This window comes from Acidobacteriota bacterium (assembly GCA_028875725.1).
Classification (GTDB): Bacteria; Acidobacteriota; Thermoanaerobaculia; order Multivoradales; family Multivoraceae; genus Multivorans.
This window is the reverse complement of sequence record JAPPCR010000015.1, coordinates 100,821-126,610: the sequence shown is the minus strand read 5'-3', so window position 1 is coordinate 126,610 and position 25,790 is coordinate 100,821. Positions and strand designations below refer to the sequence as shown.

Here is a 25,790-nt window from a genome sequence, read left to right as displayed (position 1 = left end):
GCAGGCGGCGGAGAACTGAGGGTAACGGGAAGATGGCGATCGACTTCAGCGACCGGCGGGAGAAGCTCAGGCGGCAGCAGGCCGGGAGCCTGCGCTTCGTGCGCGTCGTGGTGCGCCTGGCCCTCCTGTTCGCGATCGGGGCGCTGGCCGTGCTGCAGGGCTTCTCGCCGACTTCGTGGCTGCTCCTGGGCCTGCTGCTGGTCTGGGGCGCCTCCATGCCGTTCCTGTTGCGCGGCATCCTGCGGCGGGTACGGGCTCTCGACCATCTCGCAAGGTGGCAGCAGTTGACCCTGATCTGGACCGCGGCGCTGATCCTGATCGGGGGTTTCGCCGTGCTGGCGCGGTACGTCCTGTTGCCATCCGCGCCCGGTTGATGGACTTCACGCTCACCGGACAGCAGCGGGCGCTGTGCGAGGGAATCGCGCGCACCTGCGCCGGCTTCGACGACGAGTACTGGCTCGAGGTCGACAACGATGTGCGGTTCCCGAACGAATTCCACTCCGCCATGGCGGAGTGCGGCGCACTCGGTATCGCCATGCCGGAGGCGTACGGCGGTTCCGGCCTGGGCGTCACGGAAGCGGCTCTCGTGATGCACGAAGTAGCCCGTGCCGGCGGCGGCATGAGCGCGGCGTCGGCGATCCACATCAACATCTTCGGTCCGCATCCGATCGTCGTCTTCGGAACGGAGGAGCAGCGGCGGCGGTTCCTGCCGGAACTGATCGAGGGCCGGGCGAAGACCTGCTTCGCGGTCACCGAGCCCGACGCGGGTCTGGAAACCACGGCGATCACGACCCGCGCCGAACGGCAGCCGGACGGCGGCTACGTCGTCCATGGCCGCAAGATCTGGACCACGACCGCCCAGGAGGCCGACCGGATCATGCTCCTGGCGCGCACGACGCCCAGGGCCGAGACCGGGAAGGCGACCAAGGGACTGTCGCTGTTCTACACGACCCTCGACCGGTCGAAGGTCGAGGTTCGGCGGATCCCGAAGATGGGTCGGGCCGCCGTGGACTCGAACGAACTGTTCATCGACGGTCTCGAGGTGCCGGCCGAAGATCGGATCGGCGAAGAGGGGCGGGGCTTCGAGTACATCCTGCACAGCCTGAACCCGGAGCGGATCCTGATCGGCATCGAGGCGGTCGGTGTGGGCCGCAACGCGCTGGAGCGGGCGGCGGACTACGCCCGCGAGCGCAGGGTCTTCGGTCGGCCGATCGGCCAGAACCAGTCGATCCAGCATCCGCTGGCGGAGTGCTGGATGGAGCTGGAGGCCGCGTTTCTCATGGCGATGCAGGCCGCGTCGCTCTATGACCGCGACGAACCCTGCGGCCACTACGCGAATGCCGCGAAGTACCTCGGCGCGGAGGCCGGCTTCAAGGCCTGCACGCAGGCCGTCATGACGCACGGTGGCATGGGCTACGCGAAGGAGTTTCACGTCGAGCGGCTGATGCGGGAAGTGATGATCCCGCGACTCGCGCCGGTGAGTCCGCAACTCATCCTCTGCCACATCGCGGAGAAGGTACTCGGCCTGCCGAAGAGCTACTAGCCGGGCAGCTCCGCCAGCAGTTCGGTCGCCGTCTTCCGCAGGCCCGGATGCCAGGCGTTTGGAGCGATCTCGACCAGGGGTTCCAGCACGAAGCGTCGCCGGTGCATCCGGGGATGCGGCACGGCCAGGCCCGGCTCCTCGATGACGGCGGCGCCGAACAGCAGCAGGTCGAGATCGATCGTTCGTGGGCCGGCCGCGCCGGCGGTCCGGTCGCGACCCAGCGCGGCCTCGATCTCCAGCAGGGCTGCGAGCAACCCGTCGGCGTCGAGCCCGGTCTCGAGCGTGGCGGCGGCGTTGCGAAACTCCGGGTCGGTGGTCGCGACGCCGCGCTCGGCTACGGCTTCGGTGCGAAGGAAGCGCGACACCGCGGTCACGTCCCCGACGTCGCGCAGGCGATCGAGGGCCGCGCGCAGGTTCGCGCTCCGGGGTCGCAGGTTGGATCCCAGGGCGATGAAGGCTCGCGTACGCGTCACGGCCGCCAGTCGATCTCCGCGCCGACTTCGGCGACGCCGAGTTCGCGGGCCGCGCCAGGCTTCGAGACGCGCACGCGGAGCGACTCGATCCGTCCCGGAGCCGCCGTGCCGCCGGCGTTCGATCCGGCATCGGCGGCGATCGCGACCCCGATGCGTTCGGCCAGCGTCTCCACGAGACGGTACTCGTCCCTCGCCGCGACCGCCTGGGCGTGTGCGGCGAGTTCCGCGTAGTCCACCGTCGCGTCCAGGTCGTCGCGTGCGCCCAGGCCGGCCGGCGTCAGGGACACCTCGACGTCCACCAGCAGGTCCTGCGGATCGGCGCGCTCCTTCGCCGTCACGCCGACGCGGCAGCGGCAGGGGATGCCGCGGGCGAGAACCCGCCGCCGCGGCGCCGCCGCACGGCGATGCCGGCGCAGGGCGGCGATGCCCTCGGCCAGTTGCCGGTGCTCCCGCACGTCGTGGACACGCAGCACGTCGGCGGCGTCGAGGGCGGCGGCCCAGGCGTTGACCGTAAGAGTCCCGGTCAGCCGCTCCTCGACCGGAAGGCCGCCGAGCAGCCGGTCGAGGAAGGACTTGCGAGATACGCCCAGCACCACCGGCACGGCGAGATCCCGCAGCGCGCGGAGGTTTGCCAGCAGCTCGAGATTGTGCTCCAGTGTCTTGCCGAAGCCGATCCCGGGGTCCACGAGCACGTGGACGCCGAGCCTGCGGCCGGCGGTCACGCGGGCAGAGAGGTAGTCGCGGATCTCGATTACCACGTCGTCGTACCGCGGCGCGTGCTGCATCGTCCGGGGCTCGCCCCGCATGTGCATCGCGATGACCGGCGCGCCGTGGCGGGCCGCCACTTCCAGCATCGCCTCGCCGGCGCCGGAGACATCGTTGATCATCGAGGCGCCGGCGGCGAGCGCACGGTCCGCCGCTTCCGGCTTCGCCGTGTCGACGCTCAGGGCCACGCCGAGGTCGAGTGAGGCGATCCCTTCGACCACTGGCAGCAGGCGTGCGAGCTCATTCTCGAGACCGACGGGCGCCGCGCCCGGGCGGGTGCTCTCCGCGCCGACGTCGATCAGGTCGGCGCCCTCCGCCGCCATCCGCCGCGCGTGATCGAGGGCACGGTCCGGCGTGTCGTACAGGCCACCGTCCGAGAAGCTGTCCGGCGTCACGTTCAGGACGCCCATGACCAGGGGGCGATCACCGAACGTCAGGAGGTGATCGCCCATCACAGGGGGCGATCACCGAACGTCAGGAGGTGATCGCCCAGCACCAGGGGGCGCTCGTCGAACTTCAGAGTGCGCGTGCCGCAGGCCAGTTCCATCGCTGGAGTCTAAGGTGCCTGCCGGGTGCTACCGTCGCCGGATGGGTTGGCGAGGCGGTGTCTGGCGGTTGGCCGTCGTCCTTGCCGCCGTCCAGTCGCTCGCCTTCCGTCCCTGGCTGGCCGCTGTCCCGGAGGACTGCGGATTCAGCTTCTCCGAAGTGGCCGCCGAAACGGGACTTCGCTTCGTCCACGACGCGGGCGTAGCGGGCGGGCTGCACCTGCCCGAGACGATGGGTGCCGGAGTCGCCTGGATCGACTTCGACGGCGACGGCTGGCTCGATCTCTACCTGGTGCAGTCAGGGCCGTTTCCGCCGGAAGGCGGCGAGGTTTCGGCGGACCGCCTGTTTCGGAACCTCGGGCCGGACGGCTCCGGGGAGCTCCGCTTCGTCCCGGCCGGCGCCGGCGAGCTCGCACGGGGCTACGGCCAGGGCGTCGTCGCCGCCGACGTCGACGGGGATCGCGACGTCGACCTGCTCGTCTCCCGTTACGGCCCCACGGTCCTCCTGCGGAACGACGGCGCCGGTCGCTTCGCCGCGGCTGAGCGGCTGGCCCCGGGAGAAGCGGCGGACGAGTTCCCCTGGGGCTCCTCGATGGCGCTGGCCGATGCGGACGGGGACGGCGATCTCGACCTCCATGTCAGCCGCTATCTCGACTACGACCCGGACCATGGCCTGAACTGTCGCCGGGAGGGTCCCGAATCGCCGCCCGAGGTGTGCGATCCGTCACTGTTCGTGGGCCAGCATGACCGGTTCTACACGAACGATGGCGGCGGAGGCTTCGAGGACGGGACGGCCGCCGCCGGCCTTGCCGGCGCCGACGGCAAGGGCCTGGGCGTCCTGTTCACTGACCTCGACGCGGACGGCCGGCCGGATCTCTACGTCGCGAACGACCTGACGCTGAACCTCCTGTTCAGGAACCGGGGCGACGGCGCGTTCGAGGATTTGTCCCTGCTCTCGGGCGCCGCCGTCAACCGCAACGGCCGGCCGGAAGCGGGCATGGGACTGGCCGTGGCCGACTTCGACCTCGACGGCGACCCCGATCTGGCCGTGACCAACTTCGACGTGGAGACGAACACGTTGTACCGGAACGCCGGGCCGGGGCCGGGCCTGCTGTTCGACGACGTCTCGGCCACTACCGGTTTCGGACAGCCGTCCTTCAACCTGCTGGGCTTCGGGATCGTTGCCGAGGACTTCGACCGCGACGGCGCGCTCGACGTGTACGTCGCGAACGGCCACATCTTCGCGTCGCCCCGGCGCGACAACACGGGGCACCGGCAGCGGAACCTGCTGCTGCGCGGCCGCCCGGGCGACGCGGCGGGGAGTTTCTCCGCGGTGCGCTGCGTCTGGACCGACGAGGATCCCCTGGTGAGCCGCGGGGCCGCCGTGGCGGACTACGACAACGACGGCGACGCCGACCTCGCGGTCACCGCCAACGACGGTCCGGCCCGCCTGTGGCGGAACGACACGGCCGGGCCGGCTGACGCGACGTGGCTGGGCCTCGAACTGCGCGGCCGGTCGCCGAACACGCAGGCGGTGGGCGCCGTGGCGACCCTGTTCGGCGAAACCAGCACGCCGCCGGCACGACGCTGGACGATCCGCGGCGACAGCTACCAGTCGTCGAGCGGCCACCGCCTGCGCTGGGCCGTGCCGGCGGCGGACGGCCGGCGGCAACTCGACCTCCGCTGGCCCTCGGGCGCCCGCACCCGGATCGTCGATCCCCCGGCCGGCGCCTACCTCGTCGTCGAGGAACGCCCGTGAAACCCGTCGGTGCGCCGGCGCTCCTGCTCGTCGCCGCAACGGCGGCCGCTGCCGCGCCGCCCCTCGAACCCGCCCACTTCGCCCTCGACAACGGGATGACCTTCCTGGTCGTCGAACGCCCGGGCCGGCCGCTCGTGGCCGCCGTCTGGGCGGTGCGCGTCGGCTCCGCGTCGGACCCGCCCGGCCGCCGCGGCCTCGCCCACGTCGTCGAACATCTCCTCTACGCTGGCAGTCGGACCATCGGTACCCGTGACTGGGAGGAGGAAGCGCCTCTGCTCCGGCGCTGGGAGCGGCTGTACGAACAGTCGGTCCGGCAGGGGGCGATCGCGCGCGGTCTGGACCGCGTGGAGCAGCGCCTGGCGGCTCTTCAGCGGCCGGGCGCCTATTCCGGCGTTTACACCCGGGCGGGTGCGCTCGGGATCGACGCGGTCACCCGCCACGACTCGACCACGTTCCAGACGCTGGTGCCGAAGGAGAAGGTCGAGCTCTGGTTCTGGATGGAGTCGGACCGCCTGCTCGAGCCCGTGTTCCGGGGCTTTCGGCGGGAACTGGCGGTGGTCGAGCAGGAACGCCGCCAGCGGATCGATTCGACTCCCGCCGGGACCTGGTTCGAGCTGTTCGACGCCGCCTACTGGGGCGCCGGACACCCCTACGCCCATTCGCCGGGCGGCGAGCGCCTCGAGGTCGCGCGGCTCCTGCCGGCGGACGCGCGTTCCCACTTCGAGGCTCACTACCGGCCCGACCGTCTCGTCGCGGTGCTGGTGGGGGACCTCTCGCCGGAGCGCGCCCGCGCCCTGGCGGAACGCTACTTCGGCCGGCTCGGCCGCGGCGAGCGCGCACGTGGGGGAGAGGACGCCGGCGCGGAGGGTATGGACAAGGTCGGGGAGGCGGCGCTCGAATCCCTGGAGGGCTTCTGCACCTGCCGCAGCCAGGTCGAGATTCGCTATCCCACGGTGCCCTTCGAGGCCGGCAGCGACGCGGTCGCCCTGGACGTCCTGGCCGGTCTCCTGAACAGTCGCTCCGGCCGGCTCTACCGGGACCTGGTCGTGGGCGAAGGCCGGGTCGCCTTCGCGGCGTCGGCGGAGCACGTGTCGCGCAGACTCGGCGGCTACTTCGCGGTGCGGATCGAGGTTGGCGAGGTGGTCGGTCCCGAAGAGTTGATCCCGGCCTGGGACCGGCTCCTCGGCCGGTTGCGCACGGCCCGGGCCGATGATGCCGAACTCGAGCGGGTGCGCCGGCAGCTCCTGACGGATTCCTGGCGCCAGCTCGAGCAGGACGCCGGCCTGGCGCAACGTTTGGCGGCGGCCGAGGTGCTCGGGGGCTGGCGGCAGTCGACGGAGTGGCTCGACGCCGCGGCCGTGGTTTCGGCCGAAGACCTGGAGCGGGTGATCGACCGCTATCTCCGGCCGGCCGACCGGGCCGTTCTCTCGCTGACCCGAACGGGGGGTTCCGGACCGTGAGCCGGCTGCTCGCGCTCGCCATTCTCGCGGCGGCGCCGCCTCCGTTCGCCGAGACCCTTCCAGCGCAGGCGATTCCGGAACGGCCGGAGGAACTGCGCTTCGCTCGGTCCACGTTCGAGGTGCCGCCGGTCGACGGGCTGCGCTTCGAGCTTCGGAACGGCCTGCCGGTCTACGTCGTGCCCGACCGCAGCCTGCCGCTCGTGGATGTCGTGGTGGCGCTCCCGGTCGGTGACCGGAACGAGGGCCCGGGCGAGGACGGATTGGCCTCGATGACCGCGGCGATGGCACGGCGGGGCGGCGCCGGCGAGTTCGGCCCGGAGGAACTGGACGACGAGATCGAAGCTCTGGGCGCCCGCATCCAGGCGAGCAGTTCCTGGGGCCGTACCGTCCTGGTGCTCGACACCGGGTCGGAGGCGCTCCATCGCGGCCTGGAGCTGCTGGCGGCGATTCTGTTCGAGCCGCGGTTCGACGAAGAACGACTGGAACAGGCGAAAGAGAACCTCCGCGTCAGCCTGCTGGCGGAAGCCGACGACCCGCGGGCGGTGCTGGACCGGGAGTGGCTACGTCTCGTGCATGGCCCGGACTCGAAGCGCAGCCGCCGGCTGACCGAGGCGTCCGTGACGGCCTTCGAGCGGGGCGTCCTCGCTCGGTTCCACCGGCGGCACTGGCGGCCCGAAGGGGCGGTGATCGCCGTCTCGGGCGACGTGGATGCCGAGTCCCTGCTGGCGCGCCTCGACGGACTGTTCGGCGGCTGGGAGGCCGCCGTTTCCGAAGCCGCCGGGCAGGAGGCAGGCCGGACGCGCGGCGCCTCCCCGGGCGGCGAGCAGGGCGAAGCGTCCTCGAACGTCGCCGCCGCGTCTCCGGGCTGGAGAAGGATCGACCGCAAGGGACCGCAGGCGGCGATCGCGATCGGCCACCGCGGCGGGGTCTTCGCCACCTGGGACGACCCCGATCGCTGGGCCCTCATGCTGCTGACCGAGATCCTCGACGGCCCCGGCGCGGTGTCCCGGCTGCGTTCCCGGCTGCAGCTCGAAGAGGGACTCACCTACCGGGTGCTCACGTGGTTCGACCTGGACGTTGTTCCGGCCGCTTCGGTTTCAGCTGGGAGCCAGGGGGCGGGCGAGTTCCGCGTCTTCCTGGAAACGGCTCCCGAGTCGTCCGCCACGGCCGCCGCCGCGGTACTCGACGAACTCCGCCGGCTGCGGCGTGAGGAGGTGCCGGAGAACGAGATCGCCACCGCCAGGCAGTCGCTGCTCGCCCGCCTGCCGCTGCTGTTCGACCGCGCCGAGACCATCGCCGGCCGCTACGCGGAGGACGAGCTGCTCGGCCGCCCCCACGAGTACTGGGCGACGTACCGCGAGCGGCTCCTTGCCGTGACCGCCGCGGACATCCGGCATGCGGCGCGACGCTTCATCGACCCCGCGGCCATGGTGGTGGTCGTCGTGGGCGACTCGGCCGCTCCTCAGTAGATCCCGGTGTCCGGGTAGAACGCGTACCAGCCGAACCAGAACGCGACGTGGCCGGGGACTCGCGGCAGCAGGTCGCCGCCGGCATCGGACGCCAGTCCTTCCTCGGTTAGCCGCCAGACAGTTCCGTCCTCGGCGCGAAGTTGCCGGATTGGCGTCAACCCCGGTACGCGGAACTCGCGGCCGCCGCGCTCGAAGGCGCGCACCGCGCCGCTCGCCCCGTCGAGGAAGAGCACGATCTCGACGCCGCCGACGGTGTCGTGGACGAGGCGTTCGTCCAGGAGCTTGTCGAGCGGGTACGCCTTCGCCTCGCCGTTGATCCGCAGGGCGTAGATCCGCGCGTTCCGCTCCAGGGCGTCGCTCCGCCGCCACACCGCGAACTCGACACCGGCCCGGGCCTCGTCGGCGGCGCCCTCGATGTAGCGGTAGCCGGTGCGTTGGGCCACGGCCGGATCGGGGAGCATGATCGTGGTGTCCGGGTGGCGCTGCCGCCAGGCGTCCCAGCGGGTCAGAGTCATGGGCAGCATCGTGAGCCGCGTGCCCTCGGCTGCTCGCTCGCCGATCACCGCCTCTCCGGTCAGGTTGCTCCACAGGCTGAGCGTGGCGCGGTCGAACATCAGCTTGTTCGAGCGGTAGAGCAACCCCGAGGTGCCGAACAGCATGCGGGTTCCGCCTGCGTCCTCCGCGAGGTAGAGAATCCCGGATCCGCAGAGGGTGCAGAAGGAGAGGGCGATGGGCCGGCCGCCGACGGTGTCGTTCAGCAGTTCGTGCCAGCTCAGGACCTTGACCGGGTAGGCGCGGTGCTCGCCGCCCAGGCTGACGCCGAAGACGGTGTCCGTGTCGCGCATGAAGCGTGCGGCGCCGGCGGGTACTGCTTCCGGATCGTCGATCGTGGGAATCCCGTCCAGGGGAACGCCTCCCCACTGAACTTCGCGCAGTCTGAGACGGACGGTCGCTTCCGGGCTCAGGATGCGCCGGTAGGCCGGGTCGATGCGCGAGAACAGCTCTCCCTTCCAGGCGGTGTACCCGGAGGGTGTTTCGAGGTCTTCGCGGCTTCCCACGTACTCGAACCAGTCGCGGTAGCGGCTGCCGAACTGCTTGCCGGAGAGCTCCTCCAGGGCCTGTCTCAGTTCCGGACGCGCCTCGTTCGGCGAGAAGAAGTAAGCGTCGACCAGGGGGATGAGGACGGACTCGTCGGCCCTGGCGAGTGACCTGGCGGCCCGTTTCCGCGCCTTCGCCCTACCGGACATGAGGCGGCGGACACGGTCGTAGAAGGCCGGCTCGCTCCGTGCCTCGGCCGAGGGCAGGTCCGCGAGGCGGAGCGTCGGGTCGTCCTCCTCGTTGAGTTGCCCGCTGGTCTGCGCGGAGAGCTCGGCGGAGCCCAGGAGGGCCAGGCCGGCCAGGGCAGCCGTCAGGCGAAGCATGAGGTTGAGGGACACGATGGGAGTCTCCCCGGCAGTATTATCCATGGGGTGTCGAACGTGGGGGCTGCCGCCGGGGCTTCCGGCGCCAGAGTTTCGTCACGGCGCCCGTCAGCGGCGTCAGTGGCGGTCATGGCCCTGTCGGTTCTTGGACAGTTGCCGGTCACCTCACCGGCCGGCGCCGACGATGACGCTCCGGAGGTTCTCCTCGCCGGGTTCGAGGTGGCGCCCGCGGCGCCCGGTCCCGAGACCCTGTGCCGGCTGGTCGCGACGGTCGAGAACAACGGCGATCGCGCCGTCTACAGCTTCGGCTTCGACGTCGAGCTGAACGGCCGGGCGCTGCCGGTGTACGAGCAGCAGCTCTTCCTGCAGGTGATCGAACCGGGCGAGTCGGAGGAAGTGGCGCTCTACAACTTCTGGACATCCGAGCAGGGGCGGCCCGCGCCCGCCGACGGCAAGCTGGAAGTCGTCGTTCGACTACGCGCGGCGCGCTGGGTCGAGGTGACCGAGGTCGAGGAGGACGGCGAGACGGTGGAGGTGTGGACTCCGGTCGGCGACGTGGCCGGCCTGCCGCAGGCGGCGAGCCGGACGCTCGAACTGAAGTGAGCCGCGCCGCGGCGATCGCTTTCGCGTGCGGCGGCGCGCTCCTCGGCTGCGCGGCCCCGCCGGCCCCTGACGACGCCCGAGCTGCCGCCGCGGCGCGTCCGGACATCGTCTTGATCTCCATCGACACGCTGCGCTCGGACCGGTTGCCGGCCTACGGCTACGACGGCGTCGAGACGCCGGCGATCGACCGCCTGGCCGCCGACGGCGTACTGTTCGAGCGGGCCTACACCCACGTCAACGTCACCCTGCCGTCGCACGTCAGCGTGTTCACCGGGTTGCTGCCGCCGGAGCACGGCGTGCGGGACAACTCGGGCTACCGGTTGGACGAAGGGATCCCGACGCTGGCCGGGACGCTGCGCGCGGAGGGCTACGCCACCGGCGGTTTCGTTTCCTCCTACGTCCTCCGCGCCGGAACCGGAGTGGAACGCGGCTTCGACGTCTACGACGACGGCGTCCGGTTCGAGACCGGCCGCGACTTCGGCGAGCTGCAACGGCCGGGCCTGGAGACGCTGGACGCGGCCTCGCGCTGGCTCGGCGACCTGGGGGGTTCTCCGTTCTTCCTGTTCCTCCACCTGTACGAACCGCACGCTCCCTACAACCCGCCGCCGCCCTTCGCGGACCGTTACGACGATCCCTACGACGGTGAGATCGCGGCCGCCGACGCTGTGGTCGGTGAACTCGTCCGCCGGCTCAAGGAGCGAGGCCTCTACCGGGACGCCCTGGTCATGCTCCTCTCGGATCACGGCGAGGGCCTGATGGACCACGGCGAGATGGACCACCTGATCCTCGTCTACCGGGAAGTGCTCCAGGTGCCGCTGATCGTCAAGCTGCCGGGCGGCGAGCGGGCCGGCGAGCGGGTCGCCGCCAACGCCCAGCTCGGCGACGTGGCGCCGACGGTCCACTCGCTCCTCGGACTGGAGCAGCCGGCCAGGTTTGCCGGCGCCGATCTGCTTGGCCTCGGCGCCGAGCCGTCGCCGGGCGCCGGGCCACGGCAGATCGTCTCCGAGAGCGTCTATCCCCGCATTCACTTCGGCTGGAGCGACCTCGGCTCGGTTGTCGAAGGGGACCTCCACTTCATCGAGTCGCCCGAGCCGGAGCTGTTCCGCCTGTCCGAAGATCCGGGCGAGCGGAACAACGTGATCCAGGAGGAGCGCGTGGCGGCGCGCCGGATGCGTGCGGCGCTCGAAGCGATCGACCGGTCGCTCGCCTCGCCGTCGGAAGAGGATCCGGAGACCCGGCGGCGGCTCGAGTCGCTCGGTTACCTCTCCGGCGGCGCCGGTGCCGGAGACCGCCCTCTGCCCGACCCGAAGAGCCGGATCCGTGTAGTCGAGGACCTGGCGCGGGCCGTTCGCCTCGGTGCGGAAGGCGATCTGGCCGGTTCCGAGGCGGCGCTGCGCTCGGTGCTCGAGACCGAGCCGCGGCTCGTCCTGGCGTGGCACGAGCTGGGAGAGACTCTGGAGCGCCTTGGCCGTCCCGGGGCGGCGCTCGATGCCTACCGCCGGGCCTTTGATGTGTCCGGCGGGAATGCCGCGGCGTCCGGGATCAAGGTCGCCGAACTGCTGCTGCGGGCGGGCCGCGTCGCGGAGGCGCGGGAGCACGCCCTGACGGTCGCCGACCGTTCGCCGCTCGCTCCCCAGCTCCTCGCTGAGGCCGCCCTGGCCGAGGGAGACCTGGCGGCGGCGGCGCAGCACCTGGAGCGGGCCCTGGCCGGGCGGGGGCCGCGGATCGCGCCCCTTGTCGTCCGAACGAGCCTGTTGAACGCGCAGGGCCGCTTCGAGGAGGCGCTGGCCCAGAGCGACGAGGCGCTGGCCGAGTTCGGCGACCGCCGCGACCGTTCGGTCCTCGCGCGTCTCTACCTTCATCGCGGGACCGCACTCGGGGCCCTTGCCCGAGCCGAGGAAGCGGAGAGCTCCTACCGGGAGGCCATCGGGCTCGACCGCGGTCTGCTCGGCGCGTACTCGTCTCTCGCCTTCCTGCTCGCCATCGAGGGCCGCGCCGCCGAGGCCGGCAGGACGCTCCAGGAGCTGGTCACCGTCAACCCGGCGCCGGCCGCCTACGCCGAGGCCGTGCGCACCCTGCGCGCGATGCGCGACGACCGTTCCGCCGATGCCGTGCTCGCGGAAGCCCTGCGCCGCTGGCCGGACAGCGACGAACTCCGCTCCCTGCCGGGTGCGGCAGCAAAGCGGTAGGCTCTCCCCATGACCATTGCGGACTCGCCCGCGATCCCTCGCTCGATCACCCCGCTGGCCGCCGTTCTCCTGGGGCTCGCGCCCTCACTTCCCGCGGCCGCTCAGCCCGGCGACGCGCGTTCACCCTCGGGGCCCGGATTCGTCGAGGTCGTCAACGTCGAGGTCGTCAACGTCGATGTCTACGTGACGGACGCCGACGGCAAGCCGGTGCTGGGCCTGGGCTCCGACGACTTCGAACTCAAGATCGACGGGCGGCGCGTCCCGATCAGCAACTTCTACGCGGTGGAGCAGCAGGGCGACGAGCTCCTCGTGCGCCGCGGCGGCGAACTGAAGGCGGAGCCGCTGCTCGCACCGCCGCCCGACGATCCGTTCGAACGGGAGGCGGCCGCGCGGCAACCCGTGACCGTGCCGCCGGAACAGGCGCTCCACGTCGTCTTCTACATCGACAACCTGAACCTGACGCCGCCGAACCGCAACCGGGTGATGCGCGAGTTGCGGGCATTCATCCGAGAGCACCTGAGGCCCGAGGACCGGATCATGCTCGCGAGCTTCGACCGCTACCTGAACCTGCGCATGCCGTTCACGAACGATCGCGACCAGGTGCGGCGGGCACTGTTGGAGCTCGAGGAGTTCACCGGCCAGCGCGTGCACCGGAACAGCGAGCGCCGCGACCTGTTCGAGGTGGTCAACGACGTGAACACCGAGATCGAGAACCGGACGGACAGCGAACGGCGGATCGAGGCGGCGCGGCAGGGCGGTTTGATTGGCGGTAGCGCGGTGCTGGCCCGCGAGCAGTTGATCAACTACGCCGGGTCGGTCCGCAACGAGACGAACATGTCGATCGACGGCCTGATGCGCCTGGTCGAGAACCTTTCGGCCGCTCCGGGACGCAAGGCGGTCGTCTATGTCGCCGACGGCATCCCGATGATCGCCGGCGAGGACATCTTCTACTTCCTCCACGGCGTGTGGGAACAGGCGGTCTCGCTGATCGAGATGACCGAGTACGACATGTCGCGGCGGTTCCAGCAGCTAGCCGCGTCGGCGAACGCGAATCGGGTCAGCTTCTACACGATCGACGCGCGCGGCTTGACGGTCTATTCGCAGGGCACGATCGACAGCGCGGTGGCGGGTCTTCCCGGCCAGATGGCCCAGATCGACACGATCATTCGGACGAATCTCCAGAGTCCGCTGCAGTTGATGTCGGAGGAGACGGGCGGCCGGGCGATCCTCAACACGAACCGGGTGACGCCGGACCTGCTCAAGGTCGCCGCCGACTTCCGCAACTACTACGCCCTGGGCTACATGCCGGATCTGGCCGGCGGGGGCGCCTACCACCGGATCGAGGTGATCTGGAAGAACAGGCCGCGGGGTGCCGAAGTCCGCTACCGCAAGGGCTACCGGGACAAGACGCTCGAATCCCGGATGATCGAGGGGACCCTGTCGGCCCTGCACCTGAACATGCTGGAGAACCCGCTCGCCGTCCGGCTCCACAACCTGCCGCCGAAGCGCCGGCCCGACGGGAACTACGACGTTCCCCTCGTGCTCGAAGTGGCCTGGGAGGACCTGACGCTCATCCCGCGCGACGGCGTCCACCATGGCCGCATCCAGCTCTGGATGGCGGCCCGGGACGAGAAGGACCACACGACCGAACCGCAGCGGACGGACCTCAACATCGCGGTGCCGGCCGATCGCCTGGCCGAGATCGAGGACGGCACCTGGCGCTACGGCCTGGAGCTCACGATGGAGGGCGGCTACCACGACCTGGGCATCGGCCTGCGGGACGACCTCGGCGGCCGTCAGTCGTTCCTCAGGGGCGGCGTCGACGTTCGTTAGAGGCGTAGGACCCGTCGCTGGCGACCGGAAGCGGCACTCAGCTGGCCGCCGCCCGGCGCTATAGTGATTTCATGACTGTTTCTCACCTGGGTCGAGCTGGGGGATTCCCCGGCCGGACCGTCCTTCGACAGCGGCGGTTTCTGCCGTTCTGTCTCTTCCTGCTGTTGCCGGGCGTCAGTGCCCAGGCGCAGCGTTTGCTGGACCTTGGCCCCGTCATCGTGGAGCCGGTGGTGTCGGAGCCGGGTGTCGTGCCGTACGCGATCGACCTCGACATCGACCTCGTCCGGTCCGCTCCGCAGCGCCTGGAGGTGCCGGCGCCGGACGGCCGGCTGCTGGTCGCTGAACTGAGCGTGTTCGAGGACCGCGGCGACGGCGACGCGATGTGGGCCGGCCGGGTGGCGGGTTCGGACTACGAGAGCGTCGTGTTCACCGTTGCGAACGACCACCTGGTGGGCCACTTCGGCGTGCCGGGCGGCGCGAAGTACCGGATCTCGGCCCGGCCCAACGGCAGCGGGCGGATCGAGAACATGTCGACGATGGAGCGGAAGCCCAAGGAGGAGTTCTGCCCCGGCGGTGTGGTCCCGGATCGGCCGTCGCCGGTGGCCGCGATCGAGGCGCAACGCGGGGGCGATCCGGAGCACGTCGTTCAGGCGTCGAGCCACAACCATCTCGACATGCTGATCGTCTACAGCGAGGCGGCCCGCCAGCGCTACGAGGCCCGCGACGGCTCGGTGGACGCCCCCGTGCAGGCATCGATCGACTACCTGAACACGGTGTTCCGCAATGGCGATCTGGACGTGGTCGCCCGGTTGGTGCATCACGAGCAGGCGCCGGCTTCGTTGAGTGTCGAGGGTGGGGGTAGCGCGGTGCTTCGCGGGCTCCGGAACAATCAGGAGGTGCGGTCGCTGCGCGCCGAGCACCAGGCGGACCTGGTGCACATCTTCGTGACCGCTGAGGTCAGGGATGTCTGCGGCATCGCCTACTTGCTCACCAAGGGCGAAACGGCGGCGTCGTTCTCCCCGGCGGGTTACGGCCTGACGGTCATGCAGGGCTGCGGCGACGAGACCTTCGCCCACGAGGTGGGCCACAACCTGGGCGGGCAGCACGATCCACCGAATGCCGGAGGTTGTTTTGAGGATGCGGATTGCCGGAACAACACGTTGATCGCGCCCTACGCATTCGGACACACCTGGTTCAGCGGATCGGCTCCGAACCCGCCGGACAAGGACACGATCATGAGCTACGGCAGCGGTGAAGTGGAGCCGTGGTTCTCTACCGTGCGGGTTCAGCCGAGAATCGGCGGCCGCCAGATCGCGTTCGGAGTCGCCGGCGAGCGGGAGAACGAGCGGGCGTTGCGTGAGGTCTCAGTCCCCATTGCACCGCACTACAGCGACTCGCTGCCTGGAGGTCCGGGTCCCGATCCGGATCCCGACCCGGGTCCGGATCCGGAGCCTCCTCCGCCGGGCGCCGGACCGACCGCGCCGGGCAACCTGACCGGCACCTCGACGGGTCCCACCAGCGTTCGCCTGAGCTGGGTGGACCGGTCGGACGACGAGACCGGCTTCGAGGTCCAGCTTCGCCAGAGAGGCCGCGGCTGGCGGACGGACTCAACCGTGCCGGCCAACACGACGACCGCCGACGTGACGGGGCTGACTCCGGGCGGACGCTACGACTTCCGGGTGAGGGCGGTCAACGACGCCGGCCGCTCCGCGAGCGACCTGGTGACCATCGTCCTGCCGTCGACGGACTTTACGGACTGCGTGCCGAGCGAACCGCTGATCGCGTTCGATCACGGTTTCACGGTGAGCATGTGCGTCGAGTATCTCGAGGGCGGCGTGGGCCCGATCGTCAAGGAGGACGCGAAGAACTACGAGCTCGAATCTCGCGAGTCGGGCCTCCTGTACTTCTTCGACCGCGACAATGCGGAGGTGTTGGTCAAGGTGCTGGACGCCTGCGTCGTGAACGGCTTCCGCTGGGTGTTCGTGGCGCCGGTCACGGACCTGGCGTTCAACCTGTACGTCGACGAAACGGCCACCGGGGAGCGCTGGATGCACCGGAATCCGCGGGGCGGCGTGACCGCGGCGCCGAAGGGTGACGTGACGGCGTTCCCCTGTGCGGCCCGAGCAACCGGCGCTGCCGTGACGGCGGCTCGCACCGCCGAGGGCCCCGGTGGCGTGAATCTGGTCGATGCCGGCCTCGCGCCGGCCTCGGTCGCGGATCCGATCAACGCTGGCGAGGCGCCGGATTGCGAGCCCCAACCGGTGCTGACACTGAACCGTGGCCATCAGGTCAGCATGTGCGTCGAGTTCCTCAAGGACGGGGCGCCGGAGAGCGCGGAAGTCAAGGACTACGGACTGGATTCCGAGCAGTCGGGCCTTCTGTACTTCTTCGACCGGAACAACGCCGAAGTCCTGATCAAGGTGCTGGACGCCTGTGGCGTGAACGGCTATCGCTGGGTGTTCGTGGCGCCGGTGACGGACCTCGCGTTCAACCTCGTGGTGACGCCTCCCGGCGGCGGCGCGCCGTGGACGCACAGCAACAAACTGGGGCAGACCGCGGCCACCGCGGGCGACACCAAGGCGTTCGCCTGCAGCGGATAGCCGGCCTACAGCACCCGGATCGGCGTCGACGACGCGTGCTGTCCGTTCGCCGAGTCGGTGACGGTGACAGTCAGCGTGTAGTCGCCCGGGTCGAGCTTCTTGCCGGCGACGAACTTCCCGTTCAGCCGGGAGAGGGCGCCGCCGCTGGCCTGGTTCGCTTCCAGGACGACCTCGCCGCCGCCGGCGATTGCTTCTCCGTTCGCACCGAAGATCTGGGCACGCACCGAGACGGCGCCCGCCGCCAGGTTCATGCCGACAAGGCTGATCTGCGCCTCGCCGCCGCTGGCGACCTCGGGCCGGGCGGCCGGGATGAACGGTGCGCCCTCCAGCAGGAAGGGGAAAGCGACGTCCTGCCGCTGTTCGGACGCGTCCTCGCGCAGCAGCAGCCACTTCGTCGGCGGTTCCGGGAACAGGGGCGGCTGCAGTACGGGACCGTCGCCGGGAACGTCCAGCACGGCCGTCGCCAGCGCCCGTCGCCCGGTGACGTCGTTGCGGAGCAGGACGCGCGCCGAGTAGGTGCCCGGATCGAGATCGAAGTGCCCCCAGTACTTGATGCCGCTCTGGCGGATGGCGGCGCCGGCTTGCGCAAGATCGAGACCCATGCGGGTGGAGAAGAAGTCGCGCACGACGCCGTTCTCGTCCAGCGCGTATGCGTAGATCTCGACCGGAAGGACGTCGCCGTTCACGCCAGCGAGGAGGTCCTCGCCGCGGGCGGTGATGAGGATCGGGGCGTAGGGCTTGCCGCTGTCTGCGGGGAAGCCGGTGGCCAGGACCGAGGCGTCGATGTCGCCGGTCTCGACGCCTCCCATGACGGCCTGGGCCGAGCCGAGTGCGCGCTCGAACGGGCTCGTCTGCTCGTACGTCTTGGGTGGGTAGTAGCCAGGACGATGGACGACCTGCGTGCCCCGGGGAGCGTCCTTGAGCCGTACCCGGAGACGGCGGAACTTGCCGTCCGGCTTGAGATTGCCGGGCTGGAAGGCCAGGAGGTAGGTGACGCTGTTGCGCTCCAGCATCTCGTCCATCGCGTCCCCGAGGTTCGTGAAGTTCGAGAACATCTCGCCGCCCGTGTCCTTCGCCATCTGGAGCAGGGAGCCGCGTTTGCTCTGTGCCTCTCCCGCGATCTGACCGCTGACGTCGACCGCCTGGATCGTGCAGTTCGCTTCACGGAATTGTCTGAGCATGCGTTCCATCGCGCTTTGGGCGGAGGAGTCGCCGAACGTGCTCTGCTGATCCACCTCCTGGGTCCGGCCCTGGATCACGGATTCGCTGTCGGCCAGCAGGGCCGCCCGATCTTCGTCGGTCAGACCCTGGTTGCCGTACAGCACCCTCGTCGGCATCCCTTCGGACAGGAACACGACGTGCTTGCGGCCCTCGACCGAAGCCATCCAGTCAGAAAGCGCGCTCATCCCCTGGGTCATGGCGGCTATCCTGCTGGCTTCGTTGCCGCGCTCGGCCTGCTCCTGGAGGTTCTGGAGTTCACGCTGCGTCTCGGCGAGCATCGCGCCGGCGGCGATGCCGCCAGCGGTTTGCGCTCCGCCCGCTACTTCGTCGCCCGCCGCCAGAGCGGCGCCGATGTCCGAAATGACGAGACCGAGCGGGTCGCGCACGACCGTTTCGCTGACCTGGACCTGCCCCAGCGACCGGATCGCCTGCCGGAGCTGGCTGCGGTCCGAGGTGAAACCGAGAACGAGCCGGGGCCGGGTGTCGAATACCGCGACGGCGACCAGGTCGGTCGGATGCAGCGACGTCAAGACGAGGTCTGCCGCCGCCTGCTGGGCACGGCCGACCGAGTCGGGGGCCGTGAAGAACAGGTCGAAGAACAGCAGGAAGTGCCGTCTGGCGGCGACGGGGATCTGTTGCTGGGTCGGCTTGCCCTCGACCAGCGACAGGTCGACGAAGTCGAAGCCCGTGATCTCGACCTGCCTGCGGCCGTCCAGGAGTTCGAAGTCGTTGACCGTGAGGTCGCGCACCGGAGCGCCGCTGCTGATCACCTGGACCGGGACCTCGACCACCGTGACGGTGGTTGCGTCGCTGAACTGGGCGTCCGCCTGGCGCCGGCGGTTGCGTTGGGCGTCGGCGTCGGCGGCGGCCAGCAGCAGGGCGGCGGCGCAGGTCGCCGCGGCGGCGGTCCTGACGCGTCGGATGCGCGTGAGCGGTGAGACGATACGACTGTGGTCGTTCATGCTCGGACTCCTTGATCCTGATGGAGTGATCGGGTTCCGGAGCGGCGGAGGGGCCTCAGGGGCTGCCGCTCAGTTCAGGACTCTAAGCGGAATCGAGTTGAACGGTCGAGCCTGGGTCGCCGGATCGGTCACCGTAACCCTCAGAGTGTAGTCGCCCGCCGGCAGGTCGACCGGATCGAAGGCGGCGACCAGCTTGTCGAGGCCGGGGATTCCCGTCACGGTCCGCTCGCGCAGGCTGAGCGCGCCGCCGGCCATCCGCTCGCCGTCCGCGTCGAGGACGGTGCCCTGGAGCGACAGATCGCCTTCGCCGAGGTTGTAGCCCACGAGGCAGATCTCGGCTTCGCTGGCCACGCCGCCGGCGAGGAGCGGTACGGCCGACGGCACGTAAGGCTGGCCGTTGACCGTGAACGGGTAGACCGTCGTCTTGGCGTACTGGTCCGCGGGCTGTTCCCGGACCAGGAACCAGGCGCCAGGCTCTTCGTGGAAGAAGGGGGGCAGGAGGGTCGGTTCGCCGCTCTCGAAGGTCGGGACGTGCAGGGCCACCGTCTCGACCCCGGTGGCGCCGGTCAATGCGTTGCGGGCGAGGACCCGGAGCAGGTACTCGCCCGGCGGCAGATCGAGGCTGCCGTAGTACTTGAGCCCGGTGTTCACGAAGGTGTCCTGGCGGCCGGTCAGGTCAAGGGTCACGACGCGGCTGAAGAAGTCCCGCATTTCCGACTTGTCGTCGGTGATGTAGGCGTAGATCTCGACCGGCAGCCGGGGCGACCCGTGGTCCTCGAGCAGGCTGCCGCCGTCAATCTCGACGATGACCGGTATGTAGGCCTGGTCCGGGCCGGCCCGGAAGGGCGCGGCCAGTACGTGCATCGTCAGGTCATCCCGCTCGGCCGCCGCCGCGATCAGGTCGGAGGCGAGCAGACGCTTTTCCATGGGGTGGAGGTCGCCGTAGGGCCTGGGCGTGTAGTAGCCCATGCGGTGGGAAAGCTGGGCGCCCTTGGGCACCCGCGCCCGTACCCGCAGACGGTGGTGATCGCCGGCGTCGCCCGGGTCGGAGGGCTGGAAGGAGAGCAGATAGGTGACGGTCGAGGACTCGAGCACTTCCCGCAGCTCGGCGCCGAAGTCGTTCGCGTCTTCGTGCGCCTGGCCGCCGGTCTGGTTCGCCAGGTAGAACAGCGCGTCGCGGCCGACCGAACGGATCCGGTTCTCCTCGATCGAATCGGCCCGAAGTCCGGAGATGTCGACCGTGTGGATCACCGTGTTGGCCCGGTTGAACTCGCTCAGCATCTGGTGGACCTGGGTCTGGAGCTGGGTGTTGCCCCAGCGCTGGTCGGTGTCGACCTGGGCGATCTGCCCGCGCTCGATCAGGTCGGTCTCGCGCCGGAACTCCTCGTCCGTGAAGTCGGGCTGGCGGCCGAACAGGAGCCTGCCGTCGAAGCCCTCGGAGAAGAGAACCAGGTGTTTGCGGCCTTCCACGGTGGACAGGATGCGCGCCATCTGGTGAAGGGTGTCGGCCCAGCGCGAGACCTGCCCTCGCGCGTAGTTCCGCTCCGACTTGGCCATCTCCCTGCCGATCACCTGGAGATAGCTGCTCATGCTCCGCTCCATTTCGGTGATCCCCGCGTTCACGCCGCCGACGTCGAGGGCCGAGGTCAATTCCGACGTCGTCCCCGGCGCGTCGATCAGGAAGCCCAGCGGATCCTCGGTCGTCAACCGGAGCAGTCTCGGATTCCCGAGGGTCGTGATCGCCCGCGCGAGCTGGGCGCGGTCAGGTGTGAACGTGATCAGTAGTTGCGGCCCGGATTCGACGGAGTGGATGCCGACGGCCGCCAGATCCGTCGGATGCATTTGCTCCAGCACGAAGGTGTGGGCCGCCTGCTGGGCCTTCGCGATCGAGGTCGGCGCGGAGTAGGAGAGGTCGAACAGGAAGAGGAAGTGCCGCCGTGCCGCGGGCGGGATGCCGTAGTCCGTTTCGACTACCCGCCGGTCGTCGGGCTCGATCAGGTCGAGATCGATGACCCGGAAGCCCGTGATCTGCTGGGGCTCGCCCTCGTCGAGGACCTGGAAGTCGTCCTGGGTGAGCCCCCGGACGGCTTCGCCGTCGCGCGCGACGACGTTGACCGGCACCTGGACTTCGAAGACGAACTCGCGTCCCTCGAACTGGCGGAGGTCGCCGGGGTCGGGCTCCTGGGCAACCGCGGCGGACGATGTGACTGCCAGCGCCGCGAGCGTTGCGGCGGAGGCCAGCCGGTCGTGCAAGGACACCCGCCTTGTGATCTCAGGCTTGACGGTGTCTGGCATGAGCGAAATCAAGGCTAGCACCCCTTCCGGTTCCTGGCCGGCGCCTATTGCGGTCCCCGCTCGATCATCGCGGCGTACTTCCGCGCTTCGTCGTGCGTCGCGTCCAGGCGAAGCGCGCGTTCGACGTGGTGCTTCGCCTCGCGCATCTGACCGGTCGCCAGGTAAACGCGCACCAGGCCGACGTGGACCTCGGGCAGCTCCGGGTCGGCCGCCAGCGCGCGTCGCATGTAGTCGAGCGCGGCGGCCGCGTCTCCGGCCGCGAGCGCGGCGTCTCCGCGGTAGACGTAGAAGAAGGGGCTCGCCCGGTTCATCGCTTCCAGCGTGTCGAGCAGTTCCGCGGCGCGGTCGTGGCGGCCCTCGATCTGATAGGCGCGGACCAGGTTCGTCAGCAGGGGCACGTTCTCGGGATGGAGCTCGAGGCTCTGTTCGTAGACCTCGATCGCATCGTCGACACGGCCGGTCCGCAGCAGAACCAGGCCGTGGTTGTTGATCGCCTTGTCGAAGTCGGGCGCCAGCCGCACGGCGATGTCGAGCCAGCGCTCGGCGGTCCGGAGGTCGTCCACCATGAGCGCCTCGGCACCGAGGTTGTTGTAGTAGTGGCCGGCGGCCGCGAGGTCCGTGATCGGCTGGAAGCTTCGGTAGGACTTCGGCCTGTAGGGCAGGAAGTCGTAGGTGGCCATGTTGCCGTCGACGTACATGCCGGCGACGATGTGGCCGCGGCTGACGACGACGCCGTTGTGGTAGTTCCACCGCTGGTAGTCCTCGACCTCGACGAAGAACGGGTTGAGGCGCCGCTCCCGTCCCGCCGCCACGAACAGGTTGACGAAGGAGAGGCAGTTGCCGCGGGCGGTGCTGAACGTCTCCGCGGCGGTGCGGGTGGGTCTCAGCTCGTACTGCAGGTCGAGCCAGCCGAAGATGAAGTCCAGGACCTCGTCGCGGCGGCGGGTCTCGCTGCCGGCGGGACTCACACGTTCGTCGATGACGGCACGCAGCTCGTCGGTGACGGCGAACGGCACCACGACCTGTTCCTGCCAGCCGCCGCCGAGGCGTCGTTCGAACTCGGCTTCCAGCGGCTGGGAGCCGTCGAAGGGCACGTACGCCGTGCAGGCGGCGACCGACGCGCCGAGGACGAACGCCATGGAGGAGAGCGGGCGCGGCGGGGTCGGAGTGGCTCTTGCGGTAGCGGAGTTCATCGCATATGGACAACGACCTTCGTCTGCTATACGATTCCCGCACTCGACAGGTTTAGTCCGGGTCAGGCGCGCGTCACGCCGCTTCGGCGGTGGATGCTGGTTCACCGTCAAGTGCGATGTCGAATCTAGCGCGCCTCAGCCCGGTTCCTCGTTGGACGGTACCGGCGGACAGCGGTCAGATGGCGGCCCAAGGGCCGACGCGCACGTAGGCAGGGAGTCAGCAGGACCTGGCGGGTTGTTCAAGAGAATGGACGTGAACCGTTTTTCTGGATGCGCATGCGACGGTGGTAGCGCCAATTTGGCGTTGCTTGGCTTCCGCCTGCCTCTTAGCCGTTCAGGGATGCGGGTTTTCGCGTACCGCGGCGGGTGCCCGGCCTCCGGCCGTTCTGGCACGTGCCTTGCGGTAGGCTTGTCACGATTGGTGAGCCGATTCGGCTCGTTCCAAACTGCGGAGGCCAGTACAGCGTCCAACTAGGGCGCCCAACCTCTCCGTACAACTCACCTTGGAGGGAGTATTGAACGTTATGAGCAGACGCACCGTTTCGACGTTCGGCGTCATCCTTTGTCTGCTCGTCAGCGGGGCGGCCTTCGGCCAGTCCGCGACGGGCAACCTGTACGGCACCGTCACTGACGAGTCCGGCGCGCCGTTGCCGGGCGTGAGCGTCACGGTCGCGGGCATCGGCGCGGACCGCACGCAGTTCACGGACGCCACGGGCGGGTTCCGGTTCCTCGGTCTCGATCCCGGCGGCTACACGGTCATCGCGGAGCTCGACGGCTTTGGCGGCATCGAGTATCCGGATGTCGTCATCCGCCTCGGCCAGAACACCGACGTGCCGCTGACTCTCACCGCGGCGCTCGAGGAGACGATCACCGTCACCTCCGAGAGTCCGCTCCTCGATGAACGGCAGATCTCGGCAGGCACGAATGTCAGCCAGGTCGAGCTGGAGAAGATTCCGACCGCTCGCGACCCGTGGGCGGTCCTTTCGCAGACTCCGGGCGTCATCGTCGACCGGGTCAACGTCGGCGGCAACGAGTCCGGCCAGCAGGCCAACTTCCGTGCGGCCGGCGTGTCCTCGTCGCAGAACGACTTCCAGATGGACGGTTCCGAGATCACGGACATGCGCGCCACGGGCGCTTCGCCGACCTACTACGACTTCGATCAGTTCGCCGAGATGTCCTTCACGACCGGCGGCACCGATGTCACGAAGAACAGCTCGGGCGTCCAGGTCAACCTGGTCACCAAGCGGGGCACGAACGAGTTCCGTGGTTCCGCGCGGTTCTACAACACGGCGGCCACGGGCTACTTCGGCGGCGCCCTCAAGGCGTCCCAGCCGAACATCGACGGCGAACTCCACAAGTCGAACGGACAGACGTCGCTGGCCGGCGCCCGCGTCCGCAAGATCGAGGACTTCGGCTTCGAGGCCGGCGGCGCCGCGATCCAGGACCGTCTCTGGTTCTGGGGTAGCTGGGGTCAGAACGACATCGGCCAGAACGCCGCTTCCGGTACGGCCGACGACACGCTCCTCGAGAACACGGTGATCAAGGCGAACGGCCAGATCAGCGACGAGAACTCGATCGTCGGTTCCTACAACAACGGCGACAAGCTGAAGTTCGGGCGCGGCGCCGGCACCACCCGGCCGCCGGCAACTACCTGGAACCAGCGCGGCCCCTCGGCGCAGTACCGCCTCGAGGACCAGCACGTCGCTTCGGCGAACCTGTTCTTCACCGGCACCTACATGCACGGCGACTTCGGCTTCGGCCTCTTCGCCAGGAGCAACCGGGCCGACGAGAACGGTCTCCATCCGGACGCTCCGGATCCGCAGCGGGAGGACGGCATCTGGTCGAACAACTACCTGTCCGGCTTCGCCGCGTCCCCGAACGACCTGTTCAAGGTCGACGGCACGTACTTCTTCACCAGCGGCGCCAGCGCCACGCACGAGCTTCGGTTCGGCGGCCGGTACCGCACCTACGAGAACAACTCGATCTTCCGTTGGGGCCCGAACCAGACCTGGCATCGGCTCGATCGGGAGTGGACGTACTACGCCCGGGACGACGTTGGCCAGTTGCTGGCCGAGTACACCGGGCTGTGGGTCCAGGACACGATCTCGCTTGGGAAGATGACGATCAACGCCGGTCTTCGCTACGACGAGCAGGGTGGTGAGAACAAACAGTACGAGCTTCCGGCGCATCCGACCCGTCCGGAGCTGATTCCGGGCCTGTCGTACCCGGGCGGCGGCGCGGGCTTCACCTGGGAGTCCATCGCGCCGCGGCTGGGCTTCACCTACGCGCTTGGGCAGGACCGCGACACGCTCGTTCGCGCGAGCTTCTCGCAGTTCGCGGACCAGTTGCCGACGAACAGCATCAACCGGCTGTCGCCGCTCGGTTACTCGCTCGCCCTTCGCGACTCGGTGACGGACGCGCACATCTACACGAACGTCGACACCACTGATCCCCTGAGGGTCTGGAGCACGGTCGACTTTTTTTTTAATGATACGACGACCACCGAGATTCTCGCGGGCGTGGAGCACTCCTTCCTGCCGGAGCTGGTGGTCGGCCTTCAGGTCACCTCCCGGAGCATTGACGACCTGACCTGGGCTCCGGGCTACGTCACCGACGGGGCGGGCAACCGCCGCCTGGTGCAGGGCACGGATTTCATGCAGATCGGCACGATCACCGGCAGCCTGCCGCGTGGGGCCGGCAGCTACAGCGCCAACGTCTTTGACTACGATCCGGACGTCGAGGTTCACTTCGGCAGTCACCTGGAGAACGGGGTCCGCTCGCGCGATTACCTCGGCTACAGCCTGACGCTGACGAAGCGGCTCGCGGACCGTTGGATGGCCCGCGGTTTCTTCCAGTACGGCAAGGCCGAGTGGAACGTGCCGAACTCCTACTTCGACCGCAACAGCCGGAACAACGGCCAGGGTGGCGGCGATGTGGACGGCCAGCTCTACATGACGGCCTCCAGCGGCTCCGGCAAGGGCCAGCGGTACCTCCAGTCGACCTGGTCGTACAACCTGAACGGCATGTACCAGGTCGCTCCGGACCGCGGTTGGGGCTTCAACGTCTCGGCCAACCTGACGGGGCGGGAGGGCTCGCCGATCGGCTACTACCGTAACGTCGCGCTGCGCGACGGTGGCACCAACATCAACCTGATTCGGGACTTCAACGACATCCGGCTGGATGATGTCCAGATTGTCGACCTCCGGCTCGAGAAGGAATTCTCGCTGTCCGGGCCGGTCAACCTGACCTTCGGTATCGACATCTTCAACCTGACGAACCAGGGTACGGGGCTGTCGTACAACGACCGGGTCGGGATCTCGAACGCCGGTAACCTCGCGGACAACATTGCTCCGCGGATTTACCGCCTTGGCGTTCGCCTGAACTGGCGCTAGGTGACAAGGCAGTCGGGGGCGGAACGGTTAACGCCTTTCGCCTCCGGCCTTAGCCTTCTGCTTCGAA

16 protein-coding genes are annotated in these 25,790 nt (G+C 69.4%); 10 read left to right on the top strand and 6 right to left on the bottom strand.

Going from position 1 to position 25,790, the window contains the following annotated elements; all coding sequences use genetic code 11:
- The first annotated feature begins 32 nt into the window (after positions 1-32).
- A complete protein-coding gene (locus OXI49_12155) occupies positions 33-374 on the top strand; it encodes a hypothetical protein (protein ID MDE2691259.1) in 342 nt (113 codons plus the stop codon).
- Positions 374-1,543 carry an acyl-CoA/acyl-ACP dehydrogenase gene (locus OXI49_12150; protein ID MDE2691258.1) on the top strand — a complete coding sequence of 390 codons (1,170 nt, stop codon included), beginning with the start codon at positions 374-376 and terminating at the stop codon, positions 1,541-1,543. The genes OXI49_12155 and OXI49_12150 overlap by 1 nt, the downstream gene beginning before the upstream one ends.
- Here the strand turns inward: OXI49_12150 and folK are convergent.
- Entirely contained in the window at positions 1,540-2,016 is a 477-nt protein-coding gene (folK, locus tag OXI49_12145; GenBank protein ID MDE2691257.1) for a 2-amino-4-hydroxy-6-hydroxymethyldihydropteridine diphosphokinase, read from the bottom strand. The two genes, OXI49_12150 and folK, sit on opposite strands and share 4 nt — an antisense overlap.
- On the bottom strand, positions 2,013-3,233 hold the full coding sequence (folP, locus tag OXI49_12140; GenBank protein MDE2691256.1) for a dihydropteroate synthase: 1,221 nt from the start codon (positions 3,231-3,233) through the stop codon (positions 2,013-2,015). The genes folK and folP overlap by 4 nt, the downstream gene beginning before the upstream one ends.
- 136 nt (positions 3,234-3,369) lie before the next feature.
- On the opposite strand from folP, the gene OXI49_12135 reads away from it, so the two are divergent.
- From OXI49_12135 to OXI49_12125, 3 genes are read left to right on the top strand one after another with little or no spacing between them, the layout of a single operon-like run.
- The gene (locus OXI49_12135; protein MDE2691255.1) at positions 3,370-5,085 is read left to right on the top strand and encodes a CRTAC1 family protein; all 1,716 of its coding nucleotides are present in this window, start codon (positions 3,370-3,372) and stop codon (positions 5,083-5,085) included.
- Positions 5,082-6,545, top strand: coding sequence for a pitrilysin family protein (locus tag OXI49_12130; protein MDE2691254.1), 1,464 nt, complete (start codon positions 5,082-5,084; stop codon positions 6,543-6,545). Before OXI49_12135 ends, OXI49_12130 begins: the two co-directional genes overlap by 4 nt.
- On the top strand, positions 6,542-8,014 hold the full coding sequence (locus OXI49_12125; protein MDE2691253.1) for a pitrilysin family protein: 1,473 nt from the start codon (positions 6,542-6,544) through the stop codon (positions 8,012-8,014). The genes OXI49_12130 and OXI49_12125 overlap by 4 nt, the downstream gene beginning before the upstream one ends.
- Here OXI49_12125 and OXI49_12120 read toward each other — a convergent pair.
- Positions 8,008-9,450 (bottom strand): DUF3179 domain-containing protein, encoded by a 1,443-nt coding sequence (locus OXI49_12120; protein ID MDE2691252.1) that lies wholly within the window; start codon positions 9,448-9,450, stop codon positions 8,008-8,010. The genes OXI49_12125 and OXI49_12120 overlap by 7 nt on opposite strands.
- A 105-nt stretch (positions 9,451-9,555) precedes the next feature.
- On the opposite strand from OXI49_12120, the gene OXI49_12115 reads away from it, so the two are divergent.
- From OXI49_12115 to OXI49_12100, 4 genes are all read left to right on the top strand, one after another.
- Positions 9,556-10,038: a hypothetical protein gene (locus tag OXI49_12115; GenBank protein MDE2691251.1), complete on the top strand. Its 483-nt coding sequence runs from the start codon at positions 9,556-9,558 to the stop codon at positions 10,036-10,038.
- Positions 10,035-12,227: a sulfatase-like hydrolase/transferase gene (locus OXI49_12110; protein MDE2691250.1), complete on the top strand. Its 2,193-nt coding sequence runs from the start codon at positions 10,035-10,037 to the stop codon at positions 12,225-12,227. Before OXI49_12115 ends, OXI49_12110 begins: the two co-directional genes overlap by 4 nt.
- 9 nt (positions 12,228-12,236) lie before the next feature.
- Complete coding sequence (locus OXI49_12105; GenBank protein ID MDE2691249.1) at positions 12,237-14,060, top strand: VWA domain-containing protein; 1,824 nt, start codon at positions 12,237-12,239, stop codon at positions 14,058-14,060.
- A gap of 71 nt (positions 14,061-14,131) precedes the next feature.
- Positions 14,132-16,660 carry a fibronectin type III domain-containing protein gene (locus OXI49_12100; GenBank protein ID MDE2691248.1) on the top strand — a complete coding sequence of 843 codons (2,529 nt, stop codon included), beginning with the start codon at positions 14,132-14,134 and terminating at the stop codon, positions 16,658-16,660.
- A gap of 5 nt (positions 16,661-16,665) precedes the next feature.
- Here OXI49_12100 and OXI49_12095 read toward each other — a convergent pair whose 3' ends face one another.
- From OXI49_12095 to OXI49_12085, 3 genes are all read right to left on the bottom strand, one after another.
- The gene (locus tag OXI49_12095) at positions 16,666-18,843 is read right to left on the bottom strand and encodes a VWA domain-containing protein (GenBank protein ID MDE2691247.1); all 2,178 of its coding nucleotides are present in this window, start codon (positions 18,841-18,843) and stop codon (positions 16,666-16,668) included.
- A 69-nt stretch (positions 18,844-18,912) separates the two neighbouring features.
- On the bottom strand, positions 18,913-21,096 hold the full coding sequence (locus OXI49_12090; protein MDE2691246.1) for a VWA domain-containing protein: 2,184 nt from the start codon (positions 21,094-21,096) through the stop codon (positions 18,913-18,915).
- Between the two features lie 86 nt (positions 21,097-21,182).
- On the bottom strand, positions 21,183-22,277 hold the full coding sequence (locus OXI49_12085) for a tetratricopeptide repeat protein (protein ID MDE2691245.1): 1,095 nt from the start codon (positions 22,275-22,277) through the stop codon (positions 21,183-21,185).
- A 578-nt stretch (positions 22,278-22,855) separates the two neighbouring features.
- Here OXI49_12085 and OXI49_12080 point away from each other — a divergent pair.
- Positions 22,856-25,723 carry a TonB-dependent receptor gene (locus OXI49_12080; protein ID MDE2691244.1) on the top strand — a complete coding sequence of 956 codons (2,868 nt, stop codon included), beginning with the start codon at positions 22,856-22,858 and terminating at the stop codon, positions 25,721-25,723.
- Positions 25,724-25,790 lie beyond the last annotated feature (67 nt).

Coding starts and splice junctions, on each gene's coding strand:
- OXI49_12155 (MDE2691259.1), top strand. CDS start 33: ATGGCGATCGACTTCAGCGACCGGCGGGAGAAGCTCAGGCGGCAGCAG.
- OXI49_12150 (MDE2691258.1), top strand. CDS start 374: ATGGACTTCACGCTCACCGGACAGCAGCGGGCGCTGTGCGAGGGAATC.
- folP (MDE2691256.1), bottom strand. CDS start 3,233: ATGGGCGATCACCTCCTGACGTTCGGTGATCGCCCCCTGGTCATGGGC.
- OXI49_12135 (MDE2691255.1), top strand. CDS start 3,370: ATGGGTTGGCGAGGCGGTGTCTGGCGGTTGGCCGTCGTCCTTGCCGCC.
- OXI49_12105 (MDE2691249.1), top strand. CDS start 12,237: ATGACCATTGCGGACTCGCCCGCGATCCCTCGCTCGATCACCCCGCTG.
- OXI49_12100 (MDE2691248.1), top strand. CDS start 14,132: ATGACTGTTTCTCACCTGGGTCGAGCTGGGGGATTCCCCGGCCGGACC.
- OXI49_12095 (MDE2691247.1), bottom strand. CDS start 18,843: ATGAACGACCACAGTCGTATCGTCTCACCGCTCACGCGCATCCGACGC.
- OXI49_12085 (MDE2691245.1), bottom strand. CDS start 22,277: ATGGCGTTCGTCCTCGGCGCGTCGGTCGCCGCCTGCACGGCGTACGTG.
- OXI49_12080 (MDE2691244.1), top strand. CDS start 22,856: ATGAGCAGACGCACCGTTTCGACGTTCGGCGTCATCCTTTGTCTGCTC.